The sequence below is a fragment of the Bartonella sp. PS7NMGDW genome, assembly GCF_042193585.1.
Taxonomy (GTDB): domain Bacteria; phylum Pseudomonadota; class Alphaproteobacteria; order Rhizobiales; family Rhizobiaceae; genus Bartonella; species Bartonella grahamii.
In genome coordinates, this window is the sequence record NZ_JBHILX010000003.1 from 185,912 (window position 1) to 199,284 (window position 13,373).

Annotated in this window: 18 protein-coding genes; 17 read left to right on the forward strand and 1 reads right to left on the reverse strand. The window is 35.3% G+C overall.

Annotated elements, in window-relative coordinates:
* The first annotated feature begins 550 nt into the window (after positions 1 to 550).
* Positions 551 to 1,828 carry a ubiquinone biosynthesis hydroxylase gene (locus ACFIKJ_RS02985; RefSeq protein WP_375670239.1) on the forward strand — a complete coding sequence of 426 codons (1,278 nt, stop codon included), beginning with the start codon at positions 551 to 553 and terminating at the stop codon, positions 1,826 to 1,828.
* Between the two features lie 1,548 nt (positions 1,829 to 3,376).
* On the opposite strand, the gene ACFIKJ_RS02990 is transcribed toward ACFIKJ_RS02985, so the two are convergent.
* Entirely contained in the window at positions 3,377 to 3,664 is a 288-nt protein-coding gene (locus tag ACFIKJ_RS02990) for an H-NS family nucleoid-associated regulatory protein (protein WP_015857007.1), read from the reverse strand.
* 129 nt (positions 3,665 to 3,793) lie between these two features.
* Between ACFIKJ_RS02990 and ACFIKJ_RS02995 the strand changes: the two genes are divergently transcribed.
* The 16 genes from ACFIKJ_RS02995 (at position 3,794) to ACFIKJ_RS03070 (ending at position 13,140) form a co-directional block, all read left to right on the forward strand.
* On the forward strand, positions 3,794 to 4,408 hold the full coding sequence (locus tag ACFIKJ_RS02995) for a hypothetical protein (protein ID WP_375626634.1): 615 nt from the start codon (positions 3,794 to 3,796) through the stop codon (positions 4,406 to 4,408).
* Positions 4,408 to 5,031 (forward strand): TrwN protein, encoded by a 624-nt coding sequence (locus ACFIKJ_RS03000; protein WP_375670240.1) that lies wholly within the window; start codon positions 4,408 to 4,410, stop codon positions 5,029 to 5,031. The genes ACFIKJ_RS02995 and ACFIKJ_RS03000 overlap by 1 nt, the downstream gene beginning before the upstream one ends.
* 124 nt (positions 5,032 to 5,155) lie before the next feature.
* Positions 5,156 to 5,455 (forward strand): KorA family transcriptional regulator, encoded by a 300-nt coding sequence (gene korA / locus ACFIKJ_RS03005; protein ID WP_375626638.1) that lies wholly within the window; start codon positions 5,156 to 5,158, stop codon positions 5,453 to 5,455.
* Positions 5,418 to 5,735: a VirB2 family type IV secretion system major pilin TrwL gene (gene trwL, locus ACFIKJ_RS03010; protein WP_375653558.1), complete on the forward strand. Its 318-nt coding sequence runs from the start codon at positions 5,418 to 5,420 to the stop codon at positions 5,733 to 5,735. The genes korA and trwL (ACFIKJ_RS03010) overlap by 38 nt, the downstream gene beginning before the upstream one ends.
* 136 nt (positions 5,736 to 5,871) lie before the next feature.
* The gene (gene trwL / locus ACFIKJ_RS03015) at positions 5,872 to 6,186 is read left to right on the forward strand and encodes a VirB2 family type IV secretion system major pilin TrwL (protein WP_375670242.1); all 315 of its coding nucleotides are present in this window, start codon (positions 5,872 to 5,874) and stop codon (positions 6,184 to 6,186) included.
* Between the two features lie 140 nt (positions 6,187 to 6,326).
* Positions 6,327 to 6,641, forward strand: a complete 315-nt coding sequence (trwL, locus tag ACFIKJ_RS03020) for a VirB2 family type IV secretion system major pilin TrwL (RefSeq protein WP_375670243.1) — start codon at positions 6,327 to 6,329, stop codon at positions 6,639 to 6,641.
* A 111-nt stretch (positions 6,642 to 6,752) separates the two neighbouring features.
* A complete protein-coding gene (gene trwL / locus ACFIKJ_RS03025) occupies positions 6,753 to 7,070 on the forward strand; it encodes a VirB2 family type IV secretion system major pilin TrwL (RefSeq protein ID WP_375653553.1) in 318 nt (105 codons plus the stop codon).
* A 112-nt stretch (positions 7,071 to 7,182) separates the two neighbouring features.
* Positions 7,183 to 7,503 (forward strand): VirB2 family type IV secretion system major pilin TrwL, encoded by a 321-nt coding sequence (trwL, locus tag ACFIKJ_RS03030; protein ID WP_375653550.1) that lies wholly within the window; start codon positions 7,183 to 7,185, stop codon positions 7,501 to 7,503.
* Positions 7,504 to 7,579: 76 nt separating this feature from the next.
* The gene (trwL, locus tag ACFIKJ_RS03035) at positions 7,580 to 7,897 is read left to right on the forward strand and encodes a VirB2 family type IV secretion system major pilin TrwL (protein ID WP_375670244.1); all 318 of its coding nucleotides are present in this window, start codon (positions 7,580 to 7,582) and stop codon (positions 7,895 to 7,897) included.
* Between the two features lie 124 nt (positions 7,898 to 8,021).
* A complete protein-coding gene (trwL, locus tag ACFIKJ_RS03040; protein ID WP_375653545.1) occupies positions 8,022 to 8,342 on the forward strand; it encodes a VirB2 family type IV secretion system major pilin TrwL in 321 nt (106 codons plus the stop codon).
* A 56-nt stretch (positions 8,343 to 8,398) separates the two neighbouring features.
* Positions 8,399 to 8,722 (forward strand): VirB2 family type IV secretion system major pilin TrwL, encoded by a 324-nt coding sequence (gene trwL, locus ACFIKJ_RS03045; protein ID WP_375670245.1) that lies wholly within the window; start codon positions 8,399 to 8,401, stop codon positions 8,720 to 8,722.
* A 128-nt stretch (positions 8,723 to 8,850) separates the two neighbouring features.
* Positions 8,851 to 9,162, forward strand: a complete 312-nt coding sequence (gene trwL / locus ACFIKJ_RS03050) for a VirB2 family type IV secretion system major pilin TrwL (protein ID WP_375670246.1) — start codon at positions 8,851 to 8,853, stop codon at positions 9,160 to 9,162.
* A gap of 125 nt (positions 9,163 to 9,287) precedes the next feature.
* Positions 9,288 to 9,596 (forward strand): conjugal transfer protein, encoded by a 309-nt coding sequence (locus ACFIKJ_RS03055; protein WP_375653538.1) that lies wholly within the window; start codon positions 9,288 to 9,290, stop codon positions 9,594 to 9,596.
* 12 nt (positions 9,597 to 9,608) lie between these two features.
* Positions 9,609 to 9,917: a type IV secretion system protein VirB3 gene (locus ACFIKJ_RS03060; protein ID WP_015857019.1), complete on the forward strand. Its 309-nt coding sequence runs from the start codon at positions 9,609 to 9,611 to the stop codon at positions 9,915 to 9,917.
* 2 nt (positions 9,918 to 9,919) lie between these two features.
* The gene (locus ACFIKJ_RS03065) at positions 9,920 to 12,391 is read left to right on the forward strand and encodes a VirB4 family type IV secretion/conjugal transfer ATPase (RefSeq protein WP_375653536.1); all 2,472 of its coding nucleotides are present in this window, start codon (positions 9,920 to 9,922) and stop codon (positions 12,389 to 12,391) included.
* Positions 12,388 to 13,140 carry a type IV secretion system protein gene (locus tag ACFIKJ_RS03070; protein WP_375651699.1) on the forward strand — a complete coding sequence of 251 codons (753 nt, stop codon included), beginning with the start codon at positions 12,388 to 12,390 and terminating at the stop codon, positions 13,138 to 13,140. The genes ACFIKJ_RS03065 and ACFIKJ_RS03070 overlap by 4 nt, the downstream gene beginning before the upstream one ends.
* Positions 13,141 to 13,373 lie beyond the last annotated feature (233 nt).

Below are 13,373 nucleotides of genomic sequence, written 5' to 3' on the forward strand. Positions count from 1 at the left end.
AGAGACTATCCTTCATAAGGCGCACAAAAAGCTCTCGCTGAATATTTTATCACACGATCAACCAAAAAACACCTCATGTGTAAAGTTTTACATGGGTCCTATAGGCACCTCCTAAACAGACGATGTTTTTTACGCTACATCATGATAACGGCAAAATATGAATACTGTTTTAACCATCACGAATGAACACAGTTTTTTATTTATCATACTAACTAAATGTCCCCCTTCAGGACAGGCATACTAAAGTAATTCATACAACTTAAAAAAATACACGACCATCTTTGGTTATTTTTAGTTTTCTTTTTTATCAACCAAGTGTAAAAAGAATTGAAGAGGACATTCAAAAAAGCTTATCCGATAAATCTGTAAAATGAATCACATAAATGATTAAGCAGAAGAACTCTGAAAAACCAATCTGTCATCAGATTGGTGCCAAAAAGAAACCTCGTTTTGTAAAGTAGAAAGAAAAGTAAACGTTAAGATATTTTAGGCAATTTAAAAAGATATTCTTTTTTAAAAAAAGCAAACTGTAAACAATGGAAGAAGTATTGTGTGTTCTAATCGCAATAAAGACGTACAACCCAATAAAAAAATTAAATCTCATAAAACGAAACAATGTGATCTTCTCATTGCAGGGGGGGCGGCTGTCGGTTTAACCTTAGCGATAGCACTCAAACAAACAGCCCCTAATCTGAAAATAAAAATCGTTGATGCTGCTCCACAAGGAGATACCCCTGCTTCTAACATACGAGCCATTGCCCTTGCTGCTGCTTCTATTCGTATGTTAAAACAATTACAATGTTGGGAACCTATAAAACCCTATGCGCAACCCATTCATTCAATGATCATCACAGACACAAGCACAAGTGATCCTGTCAAACCCACCCTTTTAACCTTTGAAGGCGATATTAACCCTGGTGAGCCCTTTGCTGCTATGGTAGAGCAGAGAGAACTCATCAACACTTTAAAAAAACGTGTCAAAGATCTCAATATTCCTGTTATTGCAAACAAGCGTGTCATTGATTTTCATCAAGAAGACCAACATAAAACCGTCACTTTAAATAATGAAGAGGTTTGGCAAACAAAATTGCTTATTGCAGCCGACGGAGCCCATTCGAAATTACGCCAAAAAGCAGGTCTTAAAAACTTTTCTCATCCCTATAAACAAACAGCAATCATCTGCACAGTTGAACATGAAAAACCCCATAATGGTCAAGCAATTCAACATTTTTTACCTGCCGGTCCTTTTGCTCTTCTCCCTCTCAAAGGCAACCGATCTGCCATTGTGTGGAATGAAGATCATAAAACTGCGCAATATTATCTCAAAGCTAATGCCCTTATTTTTGAAACAGAACTCGAAAGACGCATTGGCCATCGATTAGGCAAACTCTCTTGGAATGGCGAACGTCAAGCTTTTCCTTTAAGTCTTTCTTTAACACGTCAATGCGTTAAACCACGTTTTGCTCTCGTTGGCGACGCCGCCCATACCATCCACCCCATTGCAGGACAAGGACTCAATTTAGGATTACGCGATAGCGCTGCCCTCGCTGAAGTGATTATTGAAGCAGCACGACTAGGTCTTGACATTGGCTCCCTCACTGCTTTAGAGCGCTATCAAAGCTGGAGACGTTTTGAAGTTGTCCGTATGGCTTTAAGCAATGATTGGCTTAATAAACTCTTTTCTAATGATAGCCTTCTTTTACGGATGCTCCGCGATACCGGCCTTGGTATCGTTAATCAAGCGCCAAAAATAAAAAAATACTTCATTCAAGAAGCTGCCGGTCTCACTCCCAATGCCCCACGTCTTCTACACGGCTTCCCACTTTAAGCAAAAATTCATCCTATTTCACTTTTTTACAACCTTTGCCTTCCTCCTTCAAAGAACAAAAAATTCCTATCTCATCCAATCTGTTTACAAACCAGATTCCTGTCGAGTAATTTTCTCTTGACTTCCTCCTCCCATATTTCACTTAACATAAGACTCGACAAGCGAGTACATTCTAAGAATATTCACCACGCACTGAAAAATAATGTCTCAAAGAGGTTGCCTTATATCACCACACCTTAAAAGAAGCCATTTCACGTCATAACGAAATAAACAAGACTTTTTAGCACACAACATTTTATTTATAATAATAAATTCATTGTTCTCATATTGAGTGAGAAATCTAACGATCATAAAATACCCTTATTTCAAATCTCTCTCATGTTTAAGCAATCAAAATCATTCACTTGCACATCACGAACGAGAGTGTCGTATAAATAAAAAAAATTAAACAAAGCAATAAAAAACCTCCCTCTCTCAAGAACTAAGGACTTTAGCAATATTGGAGGCGAGTAAAGTGTATAAGGACGCCGGCTTATATTTTTTATTGAAATAAAAGCTGGTGTACAAAAATGGATTTTATGTAATCATAGGGACTTTCACGTTATACTATTCACGAAAAGCATCATAAAATAAGCTTCGTTGCATTGAAAAATTTTTCTTTTAAAACAAGCGCGTAAATTGGTAACACAACTGTATTCCGTTTGGGGTATTCTGTTCCTCAGACAAACCCTTTAACTTATTGTGGAATACCACACAATTTTAGAAAAAATATTCCGATATATAACAAAGTGTTCCGTACTCTATACCATCACACAAAATTGTAAACCTGCATATCACCCCCCTATTTCACACCATAAAAGAAGATAAACCGCAATAGAATGGCTTAATCCTTTTATTTTCAAATACGCTCTTTATTCATAATTCATTATTCATAAATGCTCATAAATGAATTTTAATCACAAACGCTCAGAAATATGTCATAAATTCTATAAAACTCATAAAAGCCATAGAGATTTTCATTTCCTACACACTCACTCATCTCAACTAAACGAACGATAAATCGATAAATAAAGTAAATGCCTCATATATAATCTTACAGAAAAAAGACCAAACAAAATCTATAACATCAGGCTTGTTTTACAGAACAATATTTCAAAAATATAAGTATGCTAATTTATTAACATATTAATTGATAAAATTATCATTTTACATATTGAGTGAAAATCCCTATGCAATAAATCATTCTCATTTCGACCATTTTTGTAAAGAGTCAATAAAACTATAAAAAGAAGTAAAATATCCCCCTCTCTCAAATGCCAAAAGCAATTACAATATTTTAATCCGGCATCATCATTATGCTTGCCAGATTATAACAACAAGACTTTTTCACTTAAATACATTTGTTCATGCCCCCTATCATTTTATTTGATCACTCAATACTTTAATATATTTGTTCAGTATGTTTATACAATCAAATTACCCAAAAGAGCATACTTCTTGCATTTACATTCCCTAGTATTCCCTTATCTTGTAAATATCGCACACGTATTATGTTACTTCAAGTTCATCAAGTGTATACCCATTCTCCAACCACTCTTTAATCCACTTAGGTCTACGTCCACGCCCATTCCATAATTCCCATTGGTTATTAGGATTTCTATAATGGCGCTCTTTGCTCACAAGATCAGCGATATCAATTCCATGGGCATTAGCAATTTCAAGAATTTTTCGTCGCGCATTTTGCTTTTCCTTTGCTTGCCGTTTTTTTAATTCCACATCGATTTGTGTACGCATCTCTTGTAGTTCATCAAAATTCATATTTTTGAGATCATTCACCTTAATTACTCCCCTTGCAAAAAAGAATTTTTTTCTTGCCATATTTTAAACACAATTATAGACAATTTCTGTCCATTTATTATCGAAATTAAAATTACGATGCATATATCACTTTGACGGAGATGTGCTTTGGACCACAAAGAACTGTTTATTGGTACATCAATTACCATCACTGCATCTTTTTTCAGCTCAATCGCTGAAACTACTAAATGCAGTGCTCAAACGCCATCACACCTCTCTGACTCTCATGAATCAGTAGTCAAAAGTAAATATAAATCGTCACTCTATAAGTTATGGCAATACGCAACAAAGAACAAGCCCTCTCTGTATAATGATAGTGTAGTTCATTATGACAATAAAACCTCCCCTTACACACAACGGCTTTTTACTTCGTATAAATTTTTTTTGAAAAGATTTTTGCAACCAGAGAATTATGTAAAACAAGCAGCTTCAATACAGTATCAAAGATTATTATTTTTTAAAAGCAGCGCCTTTTTTCGTGATTCCAATAATATTGGTTGGCATAACGTGCTCTATTTTATTCCGCACTTTTATCTTGTTGGTTGGATACTCGCATATATTAGAAATATTTTTAGAAGAGAACAAAACAATAATCACAAGGAATATTCTAAGCTAAACAATCTCGTTCTGCAAATTTATAAAATCAAAAAACAACGAGAAAATGCACCACAAAGAATGAGCATTTGTATTAATAAAATTCTTCATAATAAGGTGTATTGCTAATGATTGTTCCAGATTTCACATTTTTTACTGCTGCATACATATCCAATACGCCCCTCATAACATTTTCAGTTATCGCCGAACAAGAAGCGCGGGACAATGTCTACGTAACAGATGATAAAGATAACTTGTTCTATCAATCATCTCAGCTTAAGGAAACAATCGCAACAACTGAACAGAGAGAACATAATTTTAACATAATTTTAGGGCAAATTGGTGTTGGAAATGTGAAATTGTTTTCTCTTTTTGATGCATTTGATTTTTGCGGAAATCTTACAGCTGTACAAAACGCTCTAACTTACTGCTATGAACAAACAACATCAAAGTGCATCTTTGAAAAAGCGACTTTGCAATCTGTGCTAAATTTCTACAACACAGAAAACTCAAACCACACCTCTATACAAAAAGTTACTTCATATATTGGAGTAAAAGCTGCTGTACGAGAAAATGAAGATTTGCAGGAGCCTGTAAAGCTTAAAAAAGAAGAACTAGAACAGGCAACTAACGTAGATTCTCTTCCTCTCTCTTCAAAAGGAGAAGAAGATGCATTTACACATAAAGAAAGTGGCACCAACGATGCTTTTTCGATTGAAGATTCTTCTTCATCGAGAGGCTCGCTAGAGTGACAACTGATATTTTCACGAAACTCTAGAATTTTGATAGGATATTATAATGAAAGGTAGATAAGAAAATGTTAAAGCTCTAATTAGTAAGATTGGACAAAATCTCTTCTAATTGAGGGCAAAGATAATGAAAATGATAGAACAAAACAGCGTTGACATAGCATTTAGTCAAAAAGCAGCACGTGAGATTACAGTCGTGATGCTTTCAGAAAGAGAATGGTATTTTACGTTTATTTCCGATGATCCAATCACCGGAAAGCCAAATAAATATACGTTACTTACACAAAGAGGAAAACTAAGAACTTGGGCTGATCCAAAATATCTCTTTAAGTTTCTTCATGAACGAGGGGTCATTTGTGGGAGTTTTAATCTTAATCAGGATAAACAACATGAAACAATTAAATATTCTTCACACAACAGCTCGTAATAAAATTGCTGCATTTTCAGCAGCTTTAACTGTGTTTTTTATGGCCAATCCTGCATCTGCCCAAGCAGCGGGTTTAGATCCTGCAAAAAAAGCTTTAACTGCACTCCAAACAGACTTGAAGACGATTATCCCTATCGCTGCTGCCGTTATACTTTTGTGCTTAGCGATTGGTTATGCAGGACGCTACATCGGAAAAGACACATTTGTACGGTGGGCAATTGGTGTTGTTATCGCTGGTTCAGCAGCTGAACTTGCTGGTTTATTATTTAAACCAAACTAATAAATATATTAAACACGAAGTGTTTATTAATGAAAAAAGAAAGTTAGATTTCTGTGTTTTTATTTAGTGCAATAAAGAACTATATCGAAAAAAGAGATTATTTATACCAACTGTAATCTAAATTGGAATAAACAATATGAAACAATCAAATACCCTTCAAACAATAATTAGAAATAAATCTACTAAAATCTCTGCAGCTCTAACTGTATTTTTTATGAGCAGTCCTGTGTATGCTCAAGCAAAATTAACAAATGCAAAAACTGCTTTAGAGGCGCTCCAAACAGACTTGAAAGTGATTATCCCTATTGCTGCTGCTGTGATCCTTTTGTGCTTAGCAATTGGTTATGCAGGGCGCTATATCGGAAAAGATACATTTGTACGGTGGGCGATTGGGGTCGTTATCGCTGGTTCAGCAGCTGAACTTGCTGGTTTATTATTTAAACCAAACTAATAAATATATTAAACACGAAATGTTTATTAATGAAAAAAGAATTTTAGACTTTAATACTTTTATTGCACATCAATGAAATTATTCCTTAATTTTATGGAAAAACTACTTACACCTAATACAATGTGATAAGGTTGAACAATATGAAAAAATTAATCAATTTTCAATTGAAGGATAATAATAAAATTACGGCAATCTCTGCAGCTTTAACTGTATTTTTTATGAGCAATCCTGTGTGTGCTCAAGCAAAATTAACAAATGCAAAAACTGCTTTAGAAAAACTCCGAGATGACTTAAAGCTACTTATCCCTATTGCTGCTGCTGTGATACTTTTGTGCTTAGCAATTGGTTATGCAGGACGCTACATCGGAAAAGATACATTTGTACGATGGGCTATCGGTGTCGTTATCGCAGGTTCAGCTGCTGAACTTGCCAAGTTATTATTTCAAACTGCATAAACTTTTCATGAAAGAAAACTTAAATTTCAGTATTTTCATTGTATTAAATAAAAAATATATTGAAGAAAAGAAATTACTCATACCAATGTAATATAAATTGGAATAAACAATATGAAACAATTAAAAAATCTTCAAACAATAATTCGGAATAAAACTATTAGAACCTCTGCAGCCTTAACTGCATTTTTTATGTCCAATCCTGTGTTAGCCCAAGCAGTAGTTTTACAGCCTGCAAACAAAGCTTTAACTGCACTCCAAACAGACTTGAAGACGATTATCCCTGTTGCTGCTGCCGTTATACTTTTATGCCTAGCAATTGGTTATGCAGGACGCTATATCGGAAAAGATACATTTGTACGATGGGCAATCGGTGTTGTCATCGCAGGTTCTGCAGCGGAGCTTGCTAATTTATTGTTTAAATCTGCCTGATAAATCTTATTAAACACGAAATGTTTATATAATAAAAAGAAACTTAGATTTTGTGTTTTTATTTAGTACAATAAAAATTATATCAACTGTAATCTAAATTGGAATAAACAATATGAAACAATCAAATACTCTTCAAACAATAATTAGAAATAAAACTACTAAAATTTCTGCAGCTTTAACTATATTTTTTATGGCCAATCCTGTGTATGCTCAAGCAGCAGCAGCATTAACTCCTGCAGACACAGCTTTAAAAGCGCTCCAAGCAGATTTAAAAGCAATTATCCCTATTGCTGCTGCCGTTATCCTCTTGTGCTTAGCAATTGGTTATGCAGGGCGCTACATCGGAAAAGATACTTTTGTACGCTGGGCAATTGGTGTTGTTATCGCTGGTTCAGCAGCTGAACTTGCCAATTTGTTATTCAAAGGCGCGTAATGAGAATGACTATTAAAGTCATGCTGTATAAAATATTTTTTTATTCTAAAGAGAAATCTAAATTGAGATAAACAATATGAAACAATTAAATATCATTCAAAGAATAATTCATAATAAAATCATTAAAAGCTCTGCAGCTTCAGCTGTCTTTTTTATGGCCAATCCTATGTTAGCCCAAGCAGTAGTTTTACAGCCTGCAAATAAAGCTTTAAATGCACTCCAAACAGACTTAAAAACGCTTATCCCTATCGCTGCTGCCGTTATCCTCTTGTGCTTAGCAATTGGTTATGCAGGGCGCTACATCGGAAAAGATACATTCGTACGATGGGCAATCGGTGTTGTCATCGCTGGCTCGGCAGCTGAACTTGCCAATTTATTATTTAAACCTGCATAAATCTTTTGGAATATGAAATATTTTTTGTAAAAGAAACTTTGGATTTCAATGCCTTCATTACGCATCAATGAAATTGTTTCTTATTTCGTAGAAAAATATTTATGATAAATCAATGAAGCTAAATATGAGAAAATTAACTAATTTCCAGAAAAATAATAATCAAATCATCACAATTTCTGCGGCTATAACTGCATTTTTTATTAGCAATCCTGTGTATGCTCAAGTAAAATTAACAAATGCAAAAACTGCTTTAGATGCTCTGCAGGGTGATCTTGTTAATAATATTATTCCTGTTGCTGCTGCTGTTATACTTTTATGCTTAGCAATTGGTTACGCAGGGCGCTACATCGGAAAAGATACATTTGTACGATGGGCAATTGGTGTTGTTATCGCAGGCTCAGCAACCCAGCTTGCTAAACTGTTATTCACAGGTACGGTTAATTAAAATTAAAGATGACCACTATGATACAAAATGTTATTTAAAATTTTAATGAGAGAAATATGCAAAAACTAACTAATTTCCAATCAAAGAACAATAACAAAATCATCACACTTTCTGCAGCTATAATTGCATTTTTTACGATACATCCCGTATGGGCCCAAGCACAAGGTTTAGCTCCTGCAAAAAAGGCTTTAGAAGAACTCCAAAAAGATCTTACTACTAATATTATCCCTATTGCTGCTGCTGTTATACTTTTATGCTTAGCCATTCTCTATGCAGGGCGCTACATCGGAAAGGATACATTTATACGATGGGCAATCGGCGTTGTCATCGCTGGATCGGCAACACAACTTGCTAAACTGCTATTCACGGGGCAAGTGTAAGTCTATATAACATGTAATGTATTTATAATTAATTGGTTATATCTAATAATTGTAAACATGTAAAAATACCATATGCTTTACAATAATAAATATAAAGTATTAATAAAATCATTAATTAAGAGTATAATATGAAACAATTCAGTAATTTCAAATCAAAAAACAACAACAGAATCATAGCAATTTCTGCATCTATAAGTGCATTTTTTATAGCACATCCTGCGAATGCAAAACTAAAAGCTGAAGATGCTTTAACAGCTCTGCAAACGGATCTTACTACTAATATTATCCCTATTGCTGCTGCTGTTATACTTCTGTGCTTAGCAATTGGTTATGCAGGGCGCTACATTGAAAGGGATACATTTATACGATGGGCAATCGGTGTTGTCATCGCAGGTTCTTCAGCCCAACTTGCTAAACTGCTATTTACAGGTAATGCATAAATTAGTATAATACGTAACGTTTTTAATGTTCGTTGATTATAGATTTGTACCAGTAATAATGTCGCTCATACTACGAAAAAAGGAATATTATTTATAGCAACTTTAATTAAAAGGGGATAAAAGATATGAAACAATTAAATACGCTTCAATCAAAAATATGTAAGATTAGTGCTATTTTTATCACTTCGATTATGTTATTAATAACTCAATCTGCATATGCTCAGACGGAAACAAAGAGTTTAGATGTTTTCATAGGGATGCAATATGGATTAAGTATAGTTATTCCTGTCATTGCTGCTATCATTCTTTTATTACTTTTGCTTATTTATATATTTCGCATCATCGCAAGAGCTACATTTATGCGATGGGCGTTCAGTGTCATTATTGCTGGTGCAGCTTTTTATATTAGCCACATATTATTTCACCTCCACTAACAAGAGCACCCTATGAAATCACAAGAACAAAAAGAATTCCCCCTATTCAAAGGAGCAACACGTGTTCCAACTATATGGGGTGTCCCCATGATGCCATTTATCGTTATGGTTATGGGAGTCGCTGTTATTGCTATGACAGTAAGTATCTTTTTGTGGATTATAGCACCTCCATTATGGTTCATTATGGTGCAAATTACTAAAAACGATGATAAGGCATTTCGTATCTGGTGGTTATGGATCGATACTAAATTTCGCAATCGAAACAAAGGTTTTTGGGGCGCATCAAGTTATAGTCCCTCTGATTACAGTAAAAGGAGATAAACATGACAGTTGTTGAAAGTAGCAAACGCCTTGCATCAGAGACACCTGTAAGCCTATTTCTGCCTTATTCACATCATATTACAGATACGATTATCTCTACTAAAAATGCGGAATATTTATCGATTTGGAAGATTGACGGGCGTTCACATCAAAGCGCTTCAGAAGAAGATATCTTTCAATGGATAAAAGAGCTTAATAATACTCTACGGGGTATTTCATCAGCCAATTTATCATTTTGGACACATATTGTGCGCCGCCGTGTTTATGAATATCCTGATTCAACATTTGATCAAATGTTTTGCTATCAACTTGATGAAAAATATCGGCAAAGCTTTACTGGTTATAATTTGATGGTCAATGATTTATATCTGACTGTCATTTTTCAGCCGATAGCGGATAAAATTATGTCGTTCTTTTCTCAACATGAACGTGAAACGCTTGACCAAAAAAAGATGCGACAAGACTCATGTATCAAAGAACTCAATGACATCAATCGTACTTTAGGCCAATCTTTAAACCGTTACGGTGCAGAACTTCTTGGTGCTTATGAAAAAAATGGACATGCTTATTCTTCTGCACTTGAGTTCCTTGGAATGCTTGTCAATGGTGAATATCGCCCCATGCCAATTTGCCATGACCGTTTTGCTGACTATATGTCTATCAATCGACCTTTTTTCTCAAAATGGGGTGCTCTTGGTGAACTGCGAACAACCAGTGGAATGCGTCGATTTGGAATGCTGGAAGTTAAAGAATATGATGCAACAACCAAACCGGGACAATTAAATGTTTTGTTGGAAAGTGACTTCGAGTTCGTATTGACACAGAGCTTTTCAGTACTCTCTCGACATGCTGCTAGAGACTATTTACAACGGCATCAGCGTAATCTTATTGATGCACGAGATGTGGCAACGAGCCAAATTGAACAAATTGACGAAGCACTAAACCAGCTTATCAGTGGGCATTTTGTCATGGGAGAACATCACTGCACATTGACTATCTATGGTGATACAATTCAACAAGTTCGCGACCATATGGCCAAAGCGAGTGCAGCATTACTAGATGTTGCGCTACTCCCCAAACCTGTAGACTTAGCGATAGAGGCTGGCTATTGGGCACAACTTCCTGGCAATTGGAAATGGAGACCACGTCCTGCTCCGATTACATCATTAAACTTTTTATCATTTTCATCTTTTCATAATTTTATGTCAGGAAAACCCACTGGTAACCCATGGGGCCCAGCCGTCACAATTCTTAAAACAACCAGTAAAACACCGCTTTATTTCAATTTTCATGCCTCCAAACTTGAAGAGGACTCGACAAATAAACGTTTACTTGGTAATACCGCACTTATCGGACAATCTGGTTCCGGTAAAACCGTGTTACTCGGCTTTTTGTTAGCACAAGCACAAAAATTTAAGCCGACAACTGTTGTTTTTGATAAAGATCGTGGCATGGAAATTGCCATTCGGGCGATGGGTGGAAAATATTTAACATTCAAGCCAGGCAGGAGAAGTGGTTTCAATCCTTTCCAACTCCCACCCACACAAGAAAATCTTATTTTTCTGAAACAATTTGTTAAAAAATTGGCAGAAGCTGGTGGTGAGGTCACGCATCACGACGAGGAAGAAATTAACAAAGCGGTTATGTCTGTTATGGGCAGTAACATTGACCAATCACTCCGTCGTTTGTCCTTTCTGGTACAATTTTTACCAAATCCGCGTTTAAGTGATTATAATGCTCATCCTTCTGTTCATGCTCGCTTACTAAAATGGTGTGAAGGTGGTGATTATGGATGGTTGTTTGATAATCCCCATGATGCTCTTGATCTCTCAACACATCAAATTTACGGCTTTGATATCACGGAATTTTTAGATAATTTTGAAACTCGCACTCCAGTGATGATGTATTTGCTTTACCGCACAGAAGGCATGATTAGCGGACAGCGATTTATGTATATCTTTGATGAGTTTTGGAAGCCTTTGCAAGATCCGTACTTTGAAGATTTAGCGAAAAATAAACAAAAGACTATCCGTAAACAAAATGGTATTTTTGTTTATGCAACACAAGAGCCTAGCGATGCCTTGGAAAGTAATATTGCCAAAACACTCATTCAACAGTGTGCAACTTACATTTTTCTAGCCAACCCCAAAGCAAACTATGAAGATTATACAAAAGGCTTTAAACTAACAGATACTGAATTTGAACTCGTTAAAGGACTTGGTGAGTTTAGTCGCCAATTCCTCATTAAGCAGGGTGATCAATCTGCGCTTGCAGAACTGAATCTTGGTAAATTCCATCTGACACGCGATGGAAAAACCATCGAACACGACTTTAGTGACGAGCTCTTGGTGTTATCAGGTACACCTGATAACGCAGAATTAGCCGAAAGCATTATCGCGGAAGTTGGTGATGATCCAGCAATATGGTTACCAATTTTCTTACAGCACGCAAAAAATGACAGGAGGGAAACATGAAAAAAAAGGTCATTTCAATAGCAATTGTAATAACTTTAGGGATTTCAAACCCAGCAATGGCTTGGGTTTGGGGCGCTGGAGCAGCAGATTTGTCGGCATCAGTTCCGACGACGTGGCCCAATTTTTTTGGAGGTTCATCTTCGAATACATCAACGCCTAAAAAACCTTCACAACCTGATACCCAACTTCTCGATATGCTAAAAAAACAACTTGAGAAAACAAAAAAGATATACGAGTCTATAACGGGAAGCCAAAAGTTCGACACTAAAAAACTTAAAAATGCACAAACAGATCACAGCAGTTTTTTTCTCAAAAATCCAGAAACGCTCTACAATAGAAATGAATCTTCAGCGCTATCTACATCACTTAAAAAGATTTTAAAAGAAGAAGAAATTCCTATCTCTGTCCATGAATCTAGCAGTTTTATCAACGATCGTATTCAATATGCAGCCATCACTGATAAAGCCGTAAGTTTAAAGACTTTTGAAGAAGCAAATAATCGTTTTCAGCAAATTGAAGAACTATTAAATGAAATCAAGACAACAAAAGATCTAAAAAGTATTGCTGAGTTACAAGCACATATAATTGGAATGCTCGCTAAGCTACAAAATGAAACAGCAAAACTACAAATGGTCACACATTTACGCAACGCTGAACATGCACTTATTAAACAGCAGAAGGACAAACATAACATAAAAATTTTGAATAGTAAAAACGCGAAAATGCCTACCATAAGATTTATTAGATAAAGCTTTTTATAACAATATTTCGTTGTATTATTTTTCTTGTATGCTCGTAAAAAGCAAAAGTTAATGCATAATATTCAGTTATCTCTCATAAACTGAAAAGGTCTACGAAATTTAATTCTATCCTAAAAAGCTCAACGAAAAATGCTTAAAAAGCATATAAAAAGTTGAAAATTCATTAAAGAGGAATTCCATGGACTTTACAGTGTTCACGCAACTTTTCACTAAAATTGATC

Excerpts from the sequence above, each read along its gene's own strand:
- ACFIKJ_RS03000 (WP_375670240.1), top strand. The coding sequence starts at position 4,408 with ATGATTGTTCCAGATTTCACATTTTTTACTGCTGCATACATATCCAAT.
- trwL (WP_375670246.1), top strand. The coding sequence starts at position 8,851 with ATGAAACAATTCAGTAATTTCAAATCAAAAAACAACAACAGAATCATA.
- trwL (WP_375653550.1), top strand. The coding sequence starts at position 7,183 with ATGAAACAATCAAATACTCTTCAAACAATAATTAGAAATAAAACTACT.
- ACFIKJ_RS03070 (WP_375651699.1), top strand. The coding sequence starts at position 12,388 with ATGAAAAAAAAGGTCATTTCAATAGCAATTGTAATAACTTTAGGGATT.
- trwL (WP_375670242.1), top strand. The coding sequence starts at position 5,872 with ATGAAACAATCAAATACCCTTCAAACAATAATTAGAAATAAATCTACT.
- trwL (WP_375670243.1), top strand. The coding sequence starts at position 6,327 with ATGAAAAAATTAATCAATTTTCAATTGAAGGATAATAATAAAATTACG.
- korA (WP_375626638.1), top strand. The coding sequence starts at position 5,156 with ATGAAAATGATAGAACAAAACAGCGTTGACATAGCATTTAGTCAAAAA.
- trwL (WP_375670245.1), top strand. The coding sequence starts at position 8,399 with ATGCAAAAACTAACTAATTTCCAATCAAAGAACAATAACAAAATCATC.
- ACFIKJ_RS03060 (WP_015857019.1), top strand. The coding sequence starts at position 9,609 with ATGAAATCACAAGAACAAAAAGAATTCCCCCTATTCAAAGGAGCAACA.
- ACFIKJ_RS03055 (WP_375653538.1), top strand. The coding sequence starts at position 9,288 with ATGAAACAATTAAATACGCTTCAATCAAAAATATGTAAGATTAGTGCT.
- trwL (WP_375653545.1), top strand. The coding sequence starts at position 8,022 with ATGAGAAAATTAACTAATTTCCAGAAAAATAATAATCAAATCATCACA.
- trwL (WP_375653553.1), top strand. The coding sequence starts at position 6,753 with ATGAAACAATTAAAAAATCTTCAAACAATAATTCGGAATAAAACTATT.
- trwL (WP_375653558.1), top strand. The coding sequence starts at position 5,418 with ATGAAACAATTAAATATTCTTCACACAACAGCTCGTAATAAAATTGCT.
- ACFIKJ_RS03065 (WP_375653536.1), top strand. The coding sequence starts at position 9,920 with ATGACAGTTGTTGAAAGTAGCAAACGCCTTGCATCAGAGACACCTGTA.
- trwL (WP_375670244.1), top strand. The coding sequence starts at position 7,580 with ATGAAACAATTAAATATCATTCAAAGAATAATTCATAATAAAATCATT.